Source organism: Yersinia sp. 2466 StPb PI, assembly GCF_041538325.1.
Classification (GTDB): Bacteria; Pseudomonadota; Gammaproteobacteria; order Enterobacterales; family Enterobacteriaceae; genus Yersinia; species Yersinia enterocolitica_E.
Genome location: NZ_JAULSL010000001.1, coordinates 2,774,855 through 2,791,790 on the forward strand (window position 1 = coordinate 2,774,855; position 16,936 = coordinate 2,791,790).

The window sequence follows — 16,936 nt, forward strand, 5'->3', positions numbered from 1 at the left end:
CTTCTTCAGCAAACGCGCTATACTCATATAAATCCTATAAATAAGGAGAATATATGCTCATAGGATTTGTTTTATTGGTTAGCACCTGCGGTATGGATGCTTGCGAGGCACTGCCCGTGACCGATGATGTGTATACAACACGCCACGAATGCATGGCTGTAGCTACTCGTCTTCATGAACGCAGACCTGATGTAGTTTTGATTTGCGGTGAAGTATACCGCCAGCCTGACAGCGATCAATCTCATTGAGGGTTTCACTGTATTAATTCGATCTGCTGAACATCTGTTCCGATATTATTTTTAATATTAGAGGATGTGCTTTATTTCCTACATTTAATCTGTAAGAAATTGGCAAGTTAACAAAAAAACAACCAAGGTGACGTTAACCACATTCGCCAATCATTAATGCTAATCACCAAAATAAAGTGTTAAATGGCCTGCTGAGTTAAATGTAATATCACAGAAAACCATTGATAAACACACTGCTGATATTAGTTTCCTGACTAAACTACCGAACCAATGATATAAAATATTAACATACTAGATATCACCACAACCACGATATTGTTAATGAACAAAGCAAACATCACACTGAATAGTGCGCCCCATAAATAGGGATTATCCGAGAATGAGCGTAGTGCACCATCCTGAAATAGATAATTGCCCCACAAATTGTGGTTAATAAACAGGGTGTGGCGTACTTAAGTGCCTGGGCGAACTTCCCTCAATAGCACAGAGGGACGATTGACCATCGGAACAACAATTGAAGCGAAGGTGGCAATAATGGAGAAATCTAGCTGCAAGCGGGCAAGATCAGGCATCATTGTGCCACTACAGGCTATTGTTTTCTCTTACCCGAACAATTAGAGCACATTTTATCGGAACAGTAATAAATATCAGGCAAGCCACCACCAGCCCGATCCCCACCCACCCCGTAATAGGCAGTCTTTCTCCCACGATAATCACTGCCAATATGGCAGCAATAACAGGCTCGATGAGGGTAATGGTCGTCGCCATACTTGCCGTTATACGAGCCAGCCCATATCCATAGCAAATATAGCCAAGAAACATCGGGACCAACGCCATATAGGCACCCACTGCCGCATTACTCCAAGATTCCAGCAGCGGGGCTCCAGTCATAAGGAGTACTGGCATTAGTAAAATGCCGCCAAGACCAAAAATCGCCCCCATCGCGGTGCGAGAAGGAAGTCCTCGCTGCATCAAACGGCGAGCAGCCCACGAATACAGCGCATAAGTAAAACCAGCAAGAAGGCCTAGAATTACTCCTATCGTGACATTGGGTGACTGAACCAGAGTGCCGTGCCCCCCACTTTCAGCCATACAAAGCAACACCATGCCTGCAATGCCAAGAGCAGCCCCCAACATCCAGCGAGTCGTCAACCGCTCGCCCTCCAAGACATATTCAATCAGAGCAGATAACAGAGGGGCAGAACCAATAGAAATGACAGTCCCGACAGTGACACCCGCTAAATGCATAGAGGCATAGAATGCCAGCGGATAGATGGCAACAGCAATGACCCCTATCAGCAGTAAACGCCACTGTTGAAGGAGTTTATCTACATAACTAATGATACTCCCAGCGGCTATCATCGCTTGGAGTAGCCCCCCAAGCCCCATCGCAACAGCGCCTATGGCAACAGCACTAACCGCAGGAGCAAATGTTGCCGCCGTTCCTGTGGTTCCCCACAAGATGGCCGCAATCAATACTCCCACCCTGCCCATCATGCGATCTCTTGGCGTGACAGTCATAGCGACTCCATCATTTCGGCGGCCATTGTCATTGCCTGACGAACGCACTCACCATTCCCTTCCAAGCCTGCGCGAGACATACTCCCCTCGAGTAAAAATGAAAAGTGCCTGGCCATCCGTATGGCACGTTGTTCATCACCAGAGAGAAGCACACAAAGATGTTCAGTCAGAATCGACTCTACCTGCTCCTTGTGCCCGCGCACTGCCTGTCTGCCCGGTGCGCCCGCGGGCAGTTCAGCCGCGGCATTCAATAGTCCGCACCCTCTGAATCCACGTTCATAGGCAAATTCAGCATGGTCTGCATAAGCAAGAAAAACAGCCATCACGCTCTCTTTTGGACTCGCCGTTTGTTGCAGACGATTAGCGTACAGTGCGAGCCACTCTTCATGACGAATCTGTAAGTAAGTAGCAACAAGTTCTGCTTTGGACTCAAAGTTGTTGTAGAGACTTTTCTTGGCAACACCAGCCCTTTTAACAATGGCATCAATACCCGTTGCCGCAATGCCATCGTTATAGAACAACACCCTTGCAGCACTCAGCAGCCGATCTCGGGCACTTTCTGATAATTCGCGTGAGGACATGGCCAATTTCTTCCTGCTTTGGATAATTATAGGTATACCAGTCTACCTACTATTATTGTGACGTCAATACGAGCAAGAAAGTATGCTCTATATTAAATATTGGGAACTAATGCCGTACTCAGGCCATAGCGTCAGGTTTGACAGGACATGAGGAAAAAGACTGATGATTGGTTTCACACCGGGTGTTTCATCAATATAAACTCGGCTATTGCCGAGTTTATATGCTTGAGTACTGAGACCGATGATAATTATGTGAGCTTAGCGCCCTTTCTTCTTACGTCCGGGTTGGGTAAAGCGCTTGCGGGAAGCTGAGTTACCATCGGGTTTTTCGGCCTTTTTCGCCCCACTAACACTCGGTTTTTTATCTGCCACGGGCTTAGCCTTGGCTTTTTTCACCGGTTTTTCGTCAGATGATGAGTTTTCAATCAGCTTAAATAACTCGATTAGCTCATCATCAGTCAAATCTCGCCACTCACCCATTGGCAGTCCTTTCAGGGTGACGTTCATGATACGAGTGCGCTCAAGCTTGGTGACTTCATAGCCAAAATGTTTACACATACGGCGAATTTGACGGTTAAGCCCTTGCACCAGCGTGATATTAAATACAAAGGTCGCGACTTTATTCACTTTGCATTTTTTGGTCACGGTTCCCATCATCGGTACACCAGCACCCAGACCGAGAATAAACTCGTCAGTCACCGGTTTGTTGACCGTAACCACGTACTCTTTTTCGTGGTCGTTCCCGGCGCGCAGGATTTTGTTAACCAAATCACCGTGATTCGTCAAAAAAATCAACCCCTGCGAGTCTTTGTCCAAACGTCCGATAGGGAAGACTCGTTTACTGTGATTAACGAAATCAACGATGTTATCGTTTTCCCCCTCTTCGGTGGTGCTTATGATGCCAACCGGTTTATTCAGTGCGATCAGCACCAAGTCGTTTTCGTCACGCGGTTCGATAAGCTGACCGTTAACTTTGACTACATCCCCGCCATATACTTGATCGCCAACAGCGGCCCGTTTGCCATTAATAAAAACATGTCCTTGTTCAATATAACGATCGGCATCACGACGAGAACAGATACCGCTCTCGCTAATATATTTGTTAAGACGAGTGGATGAGTTGGTCAGCATAAATCTTCCGTAAAAATAAGATTATATCACGTTAGGCTATGAAGCCGGCAGAGCAGCTTAGCAGAGAGAATGCAAAGTCATAAAGACGATTTCGAAGGATATGATGGCCGGTGGCAATATCATCGTGCTGCAACACATCCTCGGCCATTCAGATATTCGGGTCACCATGCGCTACTCTCACGTCGCGGCAGACCACCTGCAAGACGCTATTCACTCAACCCATTAGCCCGATTTAAGCATGGCGACAAAGTGGCGATAGGGATGAAATAACAAGTAACGAGGGGTGATGGTAGTCCTATTAAGCAATTGATATCATCTCAAAAAACACCTTCCATTACCTTACTTCCCTAGTCTTTAAATTCATATAGTTAACTGCTAATTCGGAACCATTCGTAAAAATTTCGATACGTTTAATGCGTTCGGGTTGTGTTCTGTAGCAAGGTACGAACAAGCCTGACTGTCAGCTATGAGCGAGAAGCGGACATTCACGGCCATCAATCTAGCTACTTAATAGCTGTGATATATGGTCAAACTTGCGGAGATTGTTCTTGGTGGTTATCCTCTTTCACCGATTTAAACTTCAGTTGCTATCACTCCTGCATCTTAACGACCACTTTTCCTTTCGCATGTCCCTGAGCAAGATAGGCAAGAGCCTCCTTCGCCTCTGCAAAGGGAAACACCTTATCGATCAGAGGATTGAGTTGTTCAGCTTCTATGAGTTTGCCAATTTGGGTAAGCTGATCGCCATCAGGACGGACAAAAAGAAATGAATAGCTCAGGCCCCGTTTTTTCGTAAGACGCATAATCTTGCGGCTCATCAGCCCGAAAACTAAACGCAGGAGGAAGTTTAATCCCCGCGCCTGGGCGAACGCGGCATCTAACGGGCCGATGAGAGAAACAATCTTTCCCCCAGACTTAAGAATTTGGGTGGATTTTTCAATTAAATCGCCTCTTACAGTGCCGAGAACAATATCGTAGCCGCTCAACACCTTTTCAAATTCTTGTTTCTTATAATCAACCACTTCGTCTGCGCCAAGACGACTCACCCACTCGACGTTGCCTGAACTCGTTGTCGTTCCCACCTTTGCGCCAAGGTGCTTCGCCAGTTGGATAGCAAAACTGCCAATGCCCCCGGAACCTGCCGGGATGAAAACCTTCTGACCAGGCCGCAACTTAGCCCGCTCTGTCAGCGCTTGCCAGGATGTAAGGCTCACCATCGGCAAAGAAGCAGCCTGAACGAAATCCAGATTTGAGGGTTTCATTGCTGCGGCGCTTTCAGGCACCACTGCAAATTCGGCAAGAGATCCCGTTCCCCTGTCGAAAATACTGGCAAAGATTTCGTCACCTGGAGTGAAACGCGTCACACGACTCCCCACGGCAACAACAACCCCGGACAAGTCGCTGCCCAATGTGGCGGGAAGCTTAAAATGCAAAACCGGCTTAAATATTCCGGTTGGGATCATGTTATCTATCGGGTTCAGACCAGCCGCGTAAACTTTAACCAGGATTTCATCAGCATTAATTGCAGGATAACCGACGTCATCCAATCCTGATTCAGGGGATTTACCATAGTGTTTAAATGTAAATGCTTTCATCGTCTTAGTCTTCATTTGTCGTTTACCCTGTCGCGTTTGTGAGTGAAATTTTTCTTAGCGGATCTGTTGCTGAGTAAAAAGGCAATCCCCAGGAATAGCTCGATAAACACGGCAAAAAGGATCTGCCCGTTAACGTGTCCTTCGCGCCATTCAACTATGCCCATTACGGCTAAAATAATAGATATCGTGCTGATACCGGCGGCCAGCGCGTAGCGGGTCAGTGACGGCTCTGCATTTCTGGCGAATAAACACATCACCCCTATTCCCGCAAAAAATGCGGCAGAGCGACGACTCACGACTCCTGTACCACTCGTAGATTCAATTCCCCATTGAGTTAAGAGCTGTTCCGGGAAAAACATCCATACTGTGGCCAGGATGAAAAATAACACTGAGGTCAGAATAGCCAGTTGAGAAAATTTCATTTTTATTCTTTCGCATCAAGCTGAAGACTTTTGCGTACCACCTTATCCAGGAATGATGCAGGCGCGAATCTGAGAATAAAATTCAATTTTCCTGCCAGCGCTCCCGCCGTGTAGCGTACCTTCGGATGTAAAGTCTGAGCCGCTTTAACAACCACATCAGCCACAACCTCCGGACTTTCCGCTTCGGCCATTGCCTTGCTCACCACTTTCGCCAGCTTAGCCCGGATCAGGTCATAATCTTCAAGCTTGGCATCCGGTTCTAAGTTATTGGCTTCAAACTGCGTTTTCGTATAGGCAGGTTCGATGACGGAAACTCTGATGCCCTGCGTGCGCAGTTCATGATCCAGTGCCCCCGTATATCCTTCGACCGCATGCTTACTGGCCGCATAAAGTGCCACATACGGCAACGGAACAATCCCCAGTATCGAACCGATGTTAATGATGCGCCCACTGCCCTGACGACGCATATGAGGGATCACTGCCCGCGTCAACCTGACTATGCCCAGAAAGTTGGTGTCGAAAATACGCCTGGCCTGTTCGATAGAACTTTCTTCCGCAGCCGCCGGAGCGACCCCGAAGCCCGCATTGTTCACCAGAATATCGATCCGCCCCTCCAGACGCAGCAACTCCTCAATAGCAGCCTCGACAGAGGTATCGTCCGTCACATCAAGCGTCAATAACGGAAACGGATGCATACCCGCCAGAGGTCCACGTCGGCTTGTCCCATATACCGTATAACCGGCTGCTAAGAGTTTATAAGCAGACGCTTCACCAATACCTGAGGAAGCGCCGGTAACCAGTGCTACACGTTTTTTTGTCATGCTGAATAAGGCCTTCATGATTTTTTTGATGTTTCTCATCACTGATGAGACGACAGGTTGTAAGGGATTTATGTCGGATTTACCTCTGTGCAGAACAGCCGGAAGACCGTTCTGCACAGTGCACCTCATTGATTACAGTGCTTTATATCGTTCGGCGGCTTCATCTTGTTTGATGTCTGAAAGCAGAGCCTGACGTGAAGCATCGAGGGTGTCCCAGCGGGCGGCATTATGTAAAGGCGGGATGGTGACCAGTTCACGGCGATCAAAGCCCACCAGTGCGGCATCCACTAACTCGCCCACTTCCATGAATTTTGCCGAATTACTGATGTCGATACCCGCACGATCCCAAATTTCCGTGTAAGTGCCGGCAGGGAGCACCGCCTGGATATAAATGCCCTTAGATGACAGCTCTACATTCATTCCCTGAGACAGGAAAAGAACAAAGGCTTTGGTTGCGCCGTAAACCGTCATGGCAAATTCAGGAGCGAGTCCGACGATGGAACTGATATTGACGATCGAGCCTTCTCCGGCTTTTACAAATCGTGGAGCCACCGCACTGGCAAGTCTCGTCAGTGCGGTGACGTTAAGCGCGATAAGGCTTTCTACCGAATCTGGCGTTTGCTCTGTAAAACTGCCGGACTGCGCGATACCCGCGTTATTGATAAGAATGCCAATCTGCGCGTCTTCACGCAGGCGGGCTTCGACCACGGCTAAATCACTCGTTTGCGTAAGGTCGGCAGGCAGAACATCGACAGAAATATCATTTTCTTGTCGCAGACGCTCGGCAAGTGTCTCTAACTTTGCTTTGTCGCGCGCGACCAGAACCAGGTCGTGGCCCCGGCGGGCAAACCGTTCAGCGTAAACAGCACCAATACCCGTGGATGCGCCTGTAATGAGAACTGAAGCTTTAGTCATAAGTTGATCTTCTTTGTTAATATGTAAACAGAATTCGCAATGTGCGACCCAGGTAGAACCGTGACACCGATGCTTTACTTGCTAGCCTCAGCAAGCGAGGGGTAATCGGTATATCCCGCTGCGCCACCGCCATAAAGTGTGTCAGGGTTGAGTGAGGCCAGAGGGGCGCCCGTATTGAGCCTTTCGACCAGATCCGGGTTGGAGATGAACGGGCGACCAAACGCGAACAGATCGGCTTTGCCCTGCGCAAGTTGAGTGGACGCCAACGCCAGGTCATAGCCATTGTTGCCGATGTAGGTGTTTTTAAAGCGCCGGCGCAGGGAGTCGTAATCGAACGGTGATACATCACGCGGGCCGCCCGTAGCACCTTCAACCACATGGATGTACACGATACCTAATGCATCGAGTTGTTCAGCGAGGTAATCATATTGTGGCTGCGGATCACTGCACGCAATCGCATTAGCAGGCGAAACCGGTGAAATGCGCACGCCGGTGCGGTCAGCACCAATCTCCTCTTTAACAGCCGCCGTGACTTCTAACAGCAGGCGCGCCCGATTCTCGACAGAGCCGCCGTACTCATCGGTACGCTGATTGGCACCGTCTTTAAGGAACTGTTCCAGCAGATAACCATTCGCGCCGTGGATCTCTACGCCATCAAACCCGGCGGCAATGGCGTTGGCAGAGGCCTTTCTGAAATCGTCGATAATCCCCGGTATTTCCTGCAACTCCAGCGCACGTGGCTCAGAGACGTCAGCAAATCCGTTGTTCACAAAGGTCTTTGTCTCGGCACGGATGGCGGACGGAGCAACCGGCGCAGCGCCACCAGGTTGTAAATCGACATGCGAAATTCGTCCTACGTGCCACAGCTGTGCAAATATGCGCCCACCTTTGGCATGCACCGCGTCAGTCACTTTGCGCCAGCCATCGATCTGAGCCTGCGTATAGATCCCTGGCGTATCCTGATAGCCCTGCGCCTGTTCTGAGATCTGCGTGGCTTCGGTAATCAGTAATCCTGCGGTGGCGCGCTGGGCATAATAGGTCGCCGCCAGTTCGCCGGGAACCAGACCTGCTCCGGCACGGTTACGCGTCAGCGGTGCCATCACGATATGGTTGGCAAGGGTTATTGTCCCAAGATCATAGGGTTGAAATAGTTGTCGGTTCGTCATGTTTATTCCCTCTGCTTAATGGTGGTTGAAGTCATTAACTTAATGATGATGATCATAATCATTAAAGTCAATTTTTTTGATTATGACCATCATCAATGTATACTTGCCCCTATATTTTTAGAGGATTGAAAAACATGAAAGTGTCGAAAGAGCAGGTTCGGGAAAACCGAATCCGCATTGTTGAAACGGCCTCAGAACTTTTTCGTGAGCGCGGTTACAATGGTGTGGGCGTCGCGGAACTGATGTCAGTGGCAGGTTTAACCCACGGCGGGTTCTACAAGCACTTTGGCTCTAAGGCTGATCTAATGGCGGAGGCAATGAGCTGCGGTTTTACGCGATCCGCAGAAGGTACGGCAGGTGTGAACCGGGAAAAATTCATTCAATACTACCTCTCCCGACAACATCGCGATGACATGGGAAAGGGGTGTGTGATGTCGGCACTGGGCGCGGATACAGCCCGTCAGTCTGAGTCAATCAAGGCGACATTTGCGGCCGGGATTGAACGTCAGCTGGCCGTTTTAGGAAATGAAAATAATGGGGAAGGCGGAACGCGTGCTGAACTCATCGACACCATTGCACATCTTGTTGGTGCCCTAGTGCTGTCCCGTGCCTGCCCTGATGATTCCGCTCTGGCAGATGAGATTCTGGATGTGTGCCGCACACGTCTTCTCAGTCAGGATGCACGTAAGGATTAAATTTGCCGGGCAACAGGGAATTTTTTCTGAGCAGTGCATATTAATAAAGTATCCACGTCCGCTTCTGGCACAGAGCAGCCGAAGCAACATCAGGGGACTGCTATGAGCGAGGAGCGGAAGTTGGCCTTACACCGCATTGATGTATAACTGTGTTTGTAAGTGCGCTGTAGTAGCGACTATCTACGCTTTTCAAGGCTGTCCATGAAAATCCCAGCGCGATGACCCCATTACGTCGTAGACGTGCTGATCCGTAAATGGTGGGAATAATGTACGTTTAGAAGCTTCCACTAAAGCATGACAATAACCTTCATCGCCGCTCTTTATGATGAAATTTTGTAGGGTACCATCAATTTTGAAATCGAGGTGTGCATCACATCTTTTACCACCCCAAGCATGGGGCTCAATGAGGGCTGCATCAAGTGCTTTTTTGATACCCAAGGCCTGGTAACCAAAAAGGTCTTTATCTGATACCTTCCCAGAACGGTTGTAGGTGCAAGAGTTAAGTGCGCTATTTTTATGACAATCTTTAGGAGTTAGTGGTGCGCATCCTGTAACAGTTGCCGCCAGTATCATCAACATCAATATTTTAGTCATGCCTAAATCCGTCCATGGTGATTTGCATTAAGTTGTGCTTGCAAATAGTAGTTTGGGTTATTATACCATTCAATCTAGTCCGTGACCTGCCCCCTAATTTTTAACGCAACGCGATGTTAGCGACGTCCATATGTACTCTTTCAAAACTGGTTACGTCAGCTTCTGGCACCAATGGGACGACCAGAGACGAAAGTCAGTACATTATGCCAGGAACTGGGGATAACCAGGCAAACGCTATACAGGCATATATTTCCTGATGGTCAGCTGCGTTCTGACGGAATAAAACCTCTCAACCGGAGTTAGACCAGTTAATTAATTCTTTTTATTGAAGGTATTATATGATTATGAATGGTAAAAATGGTCATTTATATTATCGAACAAAAGGTAATGGTCCTCTTGTAGTACTATTACATGGCTTACTGATGGATGGAAATTCATGGCTCACTAATGGGTTGGTTGAGGCTCTCAGCCACAAATTTTGTGTCGCATATCCTGACATGTTAGGGCATGGAATGAGTGATAAGCCAGTTGAAATTGGTCTTTATGAGCAGGAAAAACAGGCATTAAATATAAAATTATTAATCAATGCATTAGGGTGCCAACAGGCTCATGTAATAGGCTATTCTTCGGGGGCTTGGCTGGCTGCAGGATTAGTAAAATACCATCAAAAAGCCCTGTCTTCACTGGTTATTGGGGGATGGGATGTTGAAAATGGCCTTCCTGAAGGCCCAAATGGAAAACTGGATTTTGATACATTTTTTGCGTACGCAAAAATTACTGCCCCTGAATTAACCGACTGGATAACACCAGCTACAGAACCAGCAGTACGTGCATATTTCAATGCAATCAGCTCGTACGATGGTTTTTATGATTCGGTACAGCTTACTCAGATCAACACTCCTAAATTATTTTGGGCTGGACTGGAAGATGTTTACTACCGACAACTAAATTACTGGACCGAAGCGAACAAATTTGCGTTCATTTCGGCAACGGGAGATCATGTAAGCGCAATACTCAAGCCTGAACCTGCCATCATCAGTGAAATTTGTAAATTTGTTACACAAGCGGAATATCAAACCTCAGTATAGTTTTAACCGCAGGAAAAATCTGAGATTCCGGCGTAAAACCCTGATCTGTGAAATACGCTCTAACGTTTTATTTTTGCTCATGGCTGCTTAAAGTCTTTGCTACGGCAGCTTCGAGCGAGGTGCGGAAGTTAGAACTGAAAAATACATTCCTGGTATCAGCGGATCGAATGTTTCAGAATAGAACGTGGAGATTTAGTCAATCCAGGCTGGGTGAAATTTTTATTTCAGTGATAATCAAAACCCGGACAGCGTTGTCACACAGGAGCAATACGGGCAGTATGGATGCGATCTGAAACAATAATAAATAAGGGATTTTAATGTTCCGAAAATCGACTCTGATAACTTTACCCCTGCTGATGACGTCTATCTTCCTGCTGACAGGGTGCCCCCCTGCACCGGATCTAACACAGTGGCAACGTCCTGATACGGATATCGACGGCGTGCGCGTCGCGATGGGTAAATGCGGCGTGCAACTCCCCGGCTCCGATATTCCCAAAACGGATAATGAGTCCGTTCTGTATTACCAATGCATGGAGAATATGGGGTTTACCCGTAAAGACGGATTCAAAATTTGCAGCGTTCGTGTTTACCATGATACACCAGCCTGCCTCAAGCAAGAGCAGGGGTATCCCTTAAGTCAGAGTCAGCTAGAAGCGCTGCCTTTTGTCGCAGACAGAGGGTTTCATCCGATTAAGCCGGATTCCGGCGTGAGCAAGTTTTCCTTGATTACCTGGCGTAAAGTGGGAGCCTCGCTGCATTTTTCTCATGAAGTTGAAAACGACAAGCAAGCACTGGCGGTGATGTATCAATGCGGTTATCCGCAACCGTTGGGTTCGACGCCTTACGTGCCGACGCTGCGCAAAGCCGCTAATATTCAACGATGCATGCTGGATAAAGGTTTCGAGCCGAAAAACAAACTCAATCTAGTATGTCGCAATTACCCGCAGGTCACTGACTGCTCAAAACATCACTCCTCCCCCTGAACTAGCCCTGAAGAAGCTGTATAGGCACTGTCGTTATCTCCCCCATATATGATCTCTGAGGAAGTTTTTTGGCCGATGATGGGATTTTCCACGACGACATATTCATAATCAAACCTCCTCCAATGATTATGTTGGTCTCTCAAGAGCGAGGATCGGACATAATTGATCTGCCCCAATCCAGATAGGGGTGCCGTTATTTTCTCTTAGGTTCCCAGACACATGTGATGCCGCAAACCTTTTCGATGAACGCACAAAGAGCTGCCGCACCTTCTTCAATCGTGTTGTAAGGCTCCGAACCGTAAATTTCGTTTTTCCCGTTGAACCAACTACGATGTTCTGGCCGTATATCAGCTGAAGTGAAGCGTTTCAGACAATCTGGACTGGTACGAATCCGAAAACCACCATTTTTGTCGCGCTGAAGCATATGTACACCAGTGGTATTGTTACCTTTAGTGTTAGCAAGATTAACCATTTTCGATTCCTATTTGTATTAAGATGATTCTGAGGATAAACACACCACTAATCGTTGTATTTGCTCAACAGGGACCCGAATTTAACGATATTTAGATAATTTTTATAACCCATCGAGTCGAGAGTTACCAGATAACAGGTTGGTGAATTTTAGCAAAACCAGCACCGCTATAACGAATTACATCACGTGGCCACCAGTTGGGTATATATCCCCGGCCATTGGTCGGGTTCGTATGCGGTTGAGTAGGTAATAGCTCCCGTCGTAGTCACTCGGAGATATGAGGGTGTTTTCAGTAATTGACTGTTTTGACGGGCGCTAAATAAAAAAGGCCACCAAATTGGTAGCCTTAAAATTATTCTGTAGTGATCGGGATGTTCTCTGGCTATATCAGTTTTAATCTATAGATATTAATAACGAGCTAATTATATAAAACACATTTATAAATAATCTATTTTAATTCAATTAATTGAACTTATATATTCATTGACGGGAACGATCCCTTCGGTAAAATGAAATCAACATAACTTTCCCTGGTGTTGGCCGAATTGGCATCCCTTACCAAATAAGATAGAGGTAAGGGCTTTTTTTTTGCGCCTAATAATCATATTGGATTGGTCGATGAAATATAATGCAGTGATAGCTAACTACCACGGGTAGGACGACTGAGCCACAATCATCAAAAAGCAACTGTCACGGCAAGTTATAATTTACACTAGCAACATAAACAATTAGTAAATATCGCTCATTTTTATTGAGCTCCTCGCCCCCCCCCAAAAAAAAGAATAAAAAATCACCGAAGTGAGCCTTAAAAATTGTCGTGAATTGATCGCTTAGCGTTGCATAAAACTAGTGACTAAAATTAAATCTATTACACTATAAAAGCACTCGGTGTAGCCCTGACTATAGCAGTTTCAATTAGCTAAACGTGACAGAGCTCGCAAGCACTCTTATCCGAAAGTTATAACCCTTTCGATGTTAAACGTGCCACGTGCTCGACAAATAGTTGAACAGGGTTGGTACTGCTGGTAACAACCCCCGCAGTTTGATTGATAGCATCCAGGTGATCCATTGAATAATCAGAGCGGATAACTTTGCCGAGATGCATACTATAGCGCCCAACCAACCCATCATTCTGTAAACGTTCTTTTGTGAACAGAAATGAGAGGGCAACCATTGAAATATGCAGCGGATCAAAATTATTGAGTCCCTGCTCAATCGGGTTGTAATTAATCACCCCACCCCAAGAATAATAATAAACGCCATTCTCATATTCTTTACCTTCGCCTCCCCAATTGCTTGGCAAACCCTGCGGATATTTGGCATTGAATTTAGCGACGCCTTCGCTGGTGAGCGAGTTAAGCGCTGCGACACTGTCTTGTGGCAGGGAGGGACGACCAGTCATAATGGAAAGGAATGAGCCAAAAACGTTCATCACTGCGCCCGCAATCGCTTCTGGAAGGGAGCCTGGTTTCATCGCCAAACGGACCAGATCGGCAATTTCCGAGCCAAAGTTTGCCCCATTAACGGAGGTAACAGACGCAACCAGTTCGGGATGAATGGCGGCGACGTAGCGGCAGGCCAAAGGGCCTTGGCTGTGACCAATCAGGTTGACCTTGTGGGCTCCGGTTAATTGGGTGACTTGTTTTACAAAACTGAGTAATTGTTCACCACGAGCTTCATTACTGTTTTCTGCCGATATAGAGGCAGTGAATACAGTAGCTCCGGCTTTTTCCAGTGCTTGCTGAATACCGAAAAAGTAAGGATAGATTCCAGCAATCTTATCGAAACCACTGAAACCGTGAACGAGAATAATGGGATATTTTAATGAATTAGACATGATGAATACCTTTTAGGATTATTTGTCCATGTGGTCGAAATAAATAGTAAATCAAGGTGATGACTCCAATCCGTCATTACTGTTGTGTGGCGAGTAATACAAAGAATGCGTAATGGTGACGCTGTTGAACATTAATAGGACATGTGCTTTTCAATGAAGGTATCCACCCATTCCACAAACCAAAAAGCCCTGACTTATGTCGGGGCTTATCATTTTTGAAGTCGGTTACGGTTCCGGCGTCAACACCTAACGATGTGCTGACCACATACCTTTAAATGTACTTCTGTGGTGGCGGGGAGTTCGCAGATGTCGTTTCACTGGTGTTCCACTTGTATCCCCACATATCGGTGCCGGCTTTCTCCACATTCGGCTGGATACTGTTTCACAACGATTGGATTAACCAATCCAGTACCCATGCGAATGTAGAAATGAAAAAAAGGCCAAAATTAAATAGCACCATAATCATTTCATTATTAACTAGTATACGATTCATCAATGATCCATGTATTTATTTTGACACTCATTAAATATTTCAAGTATATGGACGTGAGCATATAAAAACTCACCTGCAAATTTGGAGAAATCATTATGTTTAAAATTATAAAGTTTGGAGCGGTGGCGTTGTTGTTTACAATAGCAATCCCTACGTTTGCTTGTGTCTCTATGGGTGTTAGTCACACGTGTAATAAAGATTGTAATTCTTGGTCAGAGCCTTGGTACGCACTTTGTATATATGGTGGAGAACAACATCGATAGCTAATAAAAAGCCCCTGAGCAATTAACTCAAGGGCTGGAAAGTTGCCTGTTTTTCCCAACCGTTACTTCACATCAGTAAGGTACACTTAGCTTATTTTGGAAAGTCGATAGTGTGGATCTGCCCAGCGCTCATGCGAATGAGCCCTCCAGTAATTACAGCTCCCACCAATAATTCAACGGCATTGCTGAGAGATACTATCCGTCCCGCGAGGGCATATCTCTGAAGAACTTGGGTACGGCATTGGTATCCAACTCCAAGAACAAGCAGACAATGGTAAACACAAAATAACAGCAATTAACATTCTCATAAATCACATCCCTATCATTTGTTAAGGGAATATATCAAAATATTAATAACCCATTTTTAAACGAACAGTGATTTACTTAAAATAAAAAGCCCCGGCGATTAACCGAGGCTTTGAGTTTGGTGCTGTGATAGCTGACCCTGTAACCGTACCAATGATAATGCAATCCTTGCACCAAGGTAACTATCACAGCACTATATAATATACAGTGCAATTATAAACAAACATTAAACATGACCAGTTTTATAGTGGGCATGACTCACAAAACAGCCCCCCTATAACTATTAACTCAAGGGCTGGAATAGTTGCCAATATCTCATAGATATGATTACCAACAGAGAGGCGCACCGGGCAATTTTCCGTAGGGGTCTACGCATCAATTTATAAGCACGCCATCAGCAAGGTTACTTTTCAGATAATTCAGTCTACTAATGCAAACTCCAGAAAAGACAAAACCCCGCACAAAGGCGAGGTTTATTTGACTGAATAAGCGCTACTTCATAACCAACTATTATCATACTAATACACTTTTTGCGGCCGCACCAACACTTTCATCATAAATTTCTGACTTCATTGTTGCAGGGTCCATTTCTAGGCAAACGTCTATCATCGACAAGCAACCATCAACAAATCCTTCGGCCATCTGCATGCTCACCCTGACGGCTCTTTCATCCCGTTTCTGCTGCCGAGCAATGGCCCGTTTTGACTGATTCAACACATAATGCCGTATAATCAGTTCGTACTCATCAGGTCGATATTGATTTAGTCAGGCAACCCGCTAACTGGAAAGGAATTATCTCTCGGCAAAATTGCCCGGCGAGACGCCATATCCCAAGCCATTGAAGCCAATAATTTCATTGAACAAAACTACACTCCTGTCGCGCTACTAGAAAAGCTCAAAGGCACGCAGGAGTACACACTGGCGGCATGGCTAAAACGATATGACGTCATCTATAAGCGCCGAGAATTGGCCGAAAACACCTATAAAGTTCGCAAGGGACAAATAGCCATGATCAGCGAAAAGATAGGCAACAGGGTGTTAGCTAAAATCAGCACGCGACATATTGCCGAGTTTTTAGAGTTTTGGGTGGCACAGGACAAAAAAACCATGGCCGCCACCATGCGATCAGTGTTGTCTGATATTTTCCGAGAAGCGATTGTCGAGGGCCACATAGAAAATAATCCGGTGACACCGACACGCTCAGCTAAACCAGTTGTTAAACGCGAACGCCTAGAACTGGATCAGTATATCGCCATTCGTAATGTAGCCGGTGCATTACCAGCATGGTTTGGGTTATCGATGGACCTGGCACTGGTGACTGGCCAACGGCGTGAGGATTTAACAATGATGCGCTTTGATCAGATCGTTAATGGCAAATTACAGATAGACCAAGGCAAAACTGGAGCAATGATCTCACTACCCTTAGATCTCGAACTTAAAGTAGTTGGCCTACGCCTTAGTACCGTGATTGACCAATGCAGATTAGCCAGTAAAACAGATTTTATGATAAGTGCAGGCATCAGAAAAAATAGCCCTGATGGATCACTACATCCAGATAGCCTGACAAAGAAATTCGTAACGGCGAGAAAAGGAACAGATTTTTGTTTTGATGAGAGTCCGCCAACATTTCATGAGATCAGAAGTCTGGCTGGGCGATTGTATGAAAAGGAAAAAGGTAAGGAATTTGCGATGAAACTACTGGGGCATAAATCGGAGAAGATGACGAACAAGTATCTTGATACGAGAGGGAAAGAATACGTGATGCTATAAAAGACCGAATATCAGATTTCGATAAAATTTCGATA

At 46.2% G+C, this 16,936-nt stretch carries 17 protein-coding genes and 3 pseudogenes; 7 read left to right on the top strand and 13 right to left on the bottom strand.

Features of this window, described 5'->3' with window-relative positions:
• The first annotated feature begins 53 nt into the window (after positions 1-53).
• Positions 54-248 carry a hypothetical protein gene (locus tag Q2T72_RS12565; RefSeq protein WP_083158639.1) on the top strand — a complete coding sequence of 65 codons (195 nt, stop codon included), beginning with the start codon at positions 54-56 and terminating at the stop codon, positions 246-248.
• Between the two features lie 254 nt (positions 249-502).
• Here Q2T72_RS12565 and Q2T72_RS12570 read toward each other — a convergent pair whose 3' ends face one another.
• The 4 genes from Q2T72_RS12570 to rluF all read right to left on the bottom strand — a co-directional run bounded on the left by Q2T72_RS12570 (position 503) and on the right by rluF (position 3,481).
• Entirely contained in the window at positions 503-670 is a 168-nt protein-coding gene (locus Q2T72_RS12570; protein ID WP_372569252.1) for an AzlD domain-containing protein, read from the bottom strand.
• Between the two features lie 160 nt (positions 671-830).
• On the bottom strand, positions 831-1,769 hold the full coding sequence (locus Q2T72_RS12575; RefSeq protein ID WP_372569253.1) for a DMT family transporter: 939 nt from the start codon (positions 1,767-1,769) through the stop codon (positions 831-833).
• Complete coding sequence (locus Q2T72_RS12580; protein WP_083158637.1) at positions 1,766-2,350, bottom strand: TetR/AcrR family transcriptional regulator; 585 nt, start codon at positions 2,348-2,350, stop codon at positions 1,766-1,768. The genes Q2T72_RS12575 and Q2T72_RS12580 overlap by 4 nt, the downstream gene beginning before the upstream one ends.
• A gap of 258 nt (positions 2,351-2,608) precedes the next feature.
• Complete coding sequence (rluF, locus tag Q2T72_RS12585) at positions 2,609-3,481, bottom strand: 23S rRNA pseudouridine(2604) synthase RluF (protein ID WP_083158636.1); 873 nt, start codon at positions 3,479-3,481, stop codon at positions 2,609-2,611.
• A 100-nt stretch (positions 3,482-3,581) separates the two neighbouring features.
• On the opposite strand from rluF, the gene Q2T72_RS12590 reads away from it, so the two are divergent.
• A complete protein-coding gene (locus Q2T72_RS12590) occupies positions 3,582-3,707 on the top strand; it encodes a tyrosine-type recombinase/integrase (protein ID WP_127891197.1) in 126 nt (41 codons plus the stop codon).
• 364 nt (positions 3,708-4,071) lie between these two features.
• On the opposite strand, the gene Q2T72_RS12595 is transcribed toward Q2T72_RS12590, so the two are convergent.
• The 5 genes from Q2T72_RS12595 to Q2T72_RS12615 form a co-directional block, all read right to left on the bottom strand.
• The gene (locus Q2T72_RS12595; protein ID WP_372569254.1) at positions 4,072-5,091 is read right to left on the bottom strand and encodes an NADP-dependent oxidoreductase; all 1,020 of its coding nucleotides are present in this window, start codon (positions 5,089-5,091) and stop codon (positions 4,072-4,074) included.
• Positions 5,088-5,498, bottom strand: a complete 411-nt coding sequence (locus Q2T72_RS12600; protein ID WP_372569255.1) for a hypothetical protein — start codon at positions 5,496-5,498, stop codon at positions 5,088-5,090. Before Q2T72_RS12600 ends, Q2T72_RS12595 begins: the two co-directional genes overlap by 4 nt.
• A gap of 2 nt (positions 5,499-5,500) precedes the next feature.
• Positions 5,501-6,319 carry an oxidoreductase gene (locus Q2T72_RS12605; protein WP_057621284.1) on the bottom strand — a complete coding sequence of 273 codons (819 nt, stop codon included), beginning with the start codon at positions 6,317-6,319 and terminating at the stop codon, positions 5,501-5,503.
• A 132-nt stretch (positions 6,320-6,451) separates the two neighbouring features.
• A complete protein-coding gene (locus tag Q2T72_RS12610; protein WP_057621277.1) occupies positions 6,452-7,234 on the bottom strand; it encodes an SDR family oxidoreductase in 783 nt (260 codons plus the stop codon).
• Between the two features lie 74 nt (positions 7,235-7,308).
• Positions 7,309-8,400 (bottom strand): alkene reductase, encoded by a 1,092-nt coding sequence (locus Q2T72_RS12615; RefSeq protein ID WP_372569256.1) that lies wholly within the window; start codon positions 8,398-8,400, stop codon positions 7,309-7,311.
• Between the two features lie 134 nt (positions 8,401-8,534).
• On the opposite strand from Q2T72_RS12615, the gene Q2T72_RS12620 reads away from it, so the two are divergent.
• A complete protein-coding gene (locus Q2T72_RS12620) occupies positions 8,535-9,095 on the top strand; it encodes a TetR/AcrR family transcriptional regulator (RefSeq protein ID WP_372569257.1) in 561 nt (186 codons plus the stop codon).
• A gap of 189 nt (positions 9,096-9,284) precedes the next feature.
• On the opposite strand, the gene Q2T72_RS12625 is transcribed toward Q2T72_RS12620, so the two are convergent.
• On the bottom strand, positions 9,285-9,689 hold the full coding sequence (locus Q2T72_RS12625; protein WP_083158633.1) for a cell envelope integrity TolA C-terminal domain-containing protein: 405 nt from the start codon (positions 9,687-9,689) through the stop codon (positions 9,285-9,287).
• Positions 9,690-9,839: 150 nt separating this feature from the next.
• On the opposite strand from Q2T72_RS12625, the pseudogene Q2T72_RS12630 reads away from it, so the two are divergent.
• From Q2T72_RS12630 to Q2T72_RS12640, 3 genes and pseudogenes are all read left to right on the top strand, one after another.
• A pseudogene (locus Q2T72_RS12630) lies at positions 9,840-9,992 on the top strand (recombinase family protein); the annotation flags it as partial.
• A gap of 41 nt (positions 9,993-10,033) precedes the next feature.
• Positions 10,034-10,777 carry an alpha/beta fold hydrolase gene (locus tag Q2T72_RS12635; RefSeq protein ID WP_372569258.1) on the top strand — a complete coding sequence of 248 codons (744 nt, stop codon included), beginning with the start codon at positions 10,034-10,036 and terminating at the stop codon, positions 10,775-10,777.
• Between the two features lie 317 nt (positions 10,778-11,094).
• Positions 11,095-11,760 (top strand): hypothetical protein, encoded by a 666-nt coding sequence (locus Q2T72_RS12640; RefSeq protein ID WP_083158631.1) that lies wholly within the window; start codon positions 11,095-11,097, stop codon positions 11,758-11,760.
• Between the two features lie 193 nt (positions 11,761-11,953).
• On the opposite strand, the gene Q2T72_RS12645 is transcribed toward Q2T72_RS12640, so the two are convergent.
• The 3 genes and pseudogenes from Q2T72_RS12645 to Q2T72_RS12655 form a co-directional block, all read right to left on the bottom strand.
• Complete coding sequence (locus Q2T72_RS12645) at positions 11,954-12,232, bottom strand: hypothetical protein (RefSeq protein WP_372569259.1); 279 nt, start codon at positions 12,230-12,232, stop codon at positions 11,954-11,956.
• A gap of 958 nt (positions 12,233-13,190) precedes the next feature.
• A complete protein-coding gene (locus Q2T72_RS12650) occupies positions 13,191-14,069 on the bottom strand; it encodes a triacylglycerol lipase (protein ID WP_083158629.1) in 879 nt (292 codons plus the stop codon).
• Positions 14,070-15,644: 1,575 nt separating this feature from the next.
• Positions 15,645-15,896, bottom strand: a pseudogene (locus Q2T72_RS12655) (antiterminator Q family protein); the annotation flags it as partial.
• A gap of 6 nt (positions 15,897-15,902) precedes the next feature.
• Here Q2T72_RS12655 and Q2T72_RS12660 point away from each other — a divergent pair.
• A pseudogene (locus Q2T72_RS12660) lies at positions 15,903-16,901 on the top strand (tyrosine-type recombinase/integrase); the annotation flags it as partial.
• Positions 16,902-16,936: the final 35 nt, after the last annotated feature.

Excerpts from the sequence above, each read along its gene's own strand:
- Q2T72_RS12565 (WP_083158639.1), top strand. The coding sequence starts at position 54 with ATGCTCATAGGATTTGTTTTATTGGTTAGCACCTGCGGTATGGATGCT.
- Q2T72_RS12575 (WP_372569253.1), bottom strand. The coding sequence starts at position 1,769 with ATGACTGTCACGCCAAGAGATCGCATGATGGGCAGGGTGGGAGTATTG.
- Q2T72_RS12580 (WP_083158637.1), bottom strand. The coding sequence starts at position 2,350 with ATGTCCTCACGCGAATTATCAGAAAGTGCCCGAGATCGGCTGCTGAGT.
- rluF (WP_083158636.1), bottom strand. The coding sequence starts at position 3,481 with ATGCTGACCAACTCATCCACTCGTCTTAACAAATATATTAGCGAGAGC.
- Q2T72_RS12590 (WP_127891197.1), top strand. The coding sequence starts at position 3,582 with ATGATGGCCGGTGGCAATATCATCGTGCTGCAACACATCCTCGGCCAT.
- Q2T72_RS12595 (WP_372569254.1), bottom strand. The coding sequence starts at position 5,091 with ATGAAGACTAAGACGATGAAAGCATTTACATTTAAACACTATGGTAAA.
- Q2T72_RS12600 (WP_372569255.1), bottom strand. The coding sequence starts at position 5,498 with ATGAAATTTTCTCAACTGGCTATTCTGACCTCAGTGTTATTTTTCATC.
- Q2T72_RS12605 (WP_057621284.1), bottom strand. The coding sequence starts at position 6,319 with ATGACAAAAAAACGTGTAGCACTGGTTACCGGCGCTTCCTCAGGTATT.
- Q2T72_RS12610 (WP_057621277.1), bottom strand. The coding sequence starts at position 7,234 with ATGACTAAAGCTTCAGTTCTCATTACAGGCGCATCCACGGGTATTGGT.
- Q2T72_RS12615 (WP_372569256.1), bottom strand. The coding sequence starts at position 8,400 with ATGACGAACCGACAACTATTTCAACCCTATGATCTTGGGACAATAACC.
- Q2T72_RS12620 (WP_372569257.1), top strand. The coding sequence starts at position 8,535 with ATGAAAGTGTCGAAAGAGCAGGTTCGGGAAAACCGAATCCGCATTGTT.
- Q2T72_RS12625 (WP_083158633.1), bottom strand. The coding sequence starts at position 9,689 with ATGACTAAAATATTGATGTTGATGATACTGGCGGCAACTGTTACAGGA.
- Q2T72_RS12635 (WP_372569258.1), top strand. The coding sequence starts at position 10,034 with ATGAATGGTAAAAATGGTCATTTATATTATCGAACAAAAGGTAATGGT.
- Q2T72_RS12640 (WP_083158631.1), top strand. The coding sequence starts at position 11,095 with ATGTTCCGAAAATCGACTCTGATAACTTTACCCCTGCTGATGACGTCT.
- Q2T72_RS12645 (WP_372569259.1), bottom strand. The coding sequence starts at position 12,232 with ATGGTTAATCTTGCTAACACTAAAGGTAACAATACCACTGGTGTACAT.
- Q2T72_RS12650 (WP_083158629.1), bottom strand. The coding sequence starts at position 14,069 with ATGTCTAATTCATTAAAATATCCCATTATTCTCGTTCACGGTTTCAGT.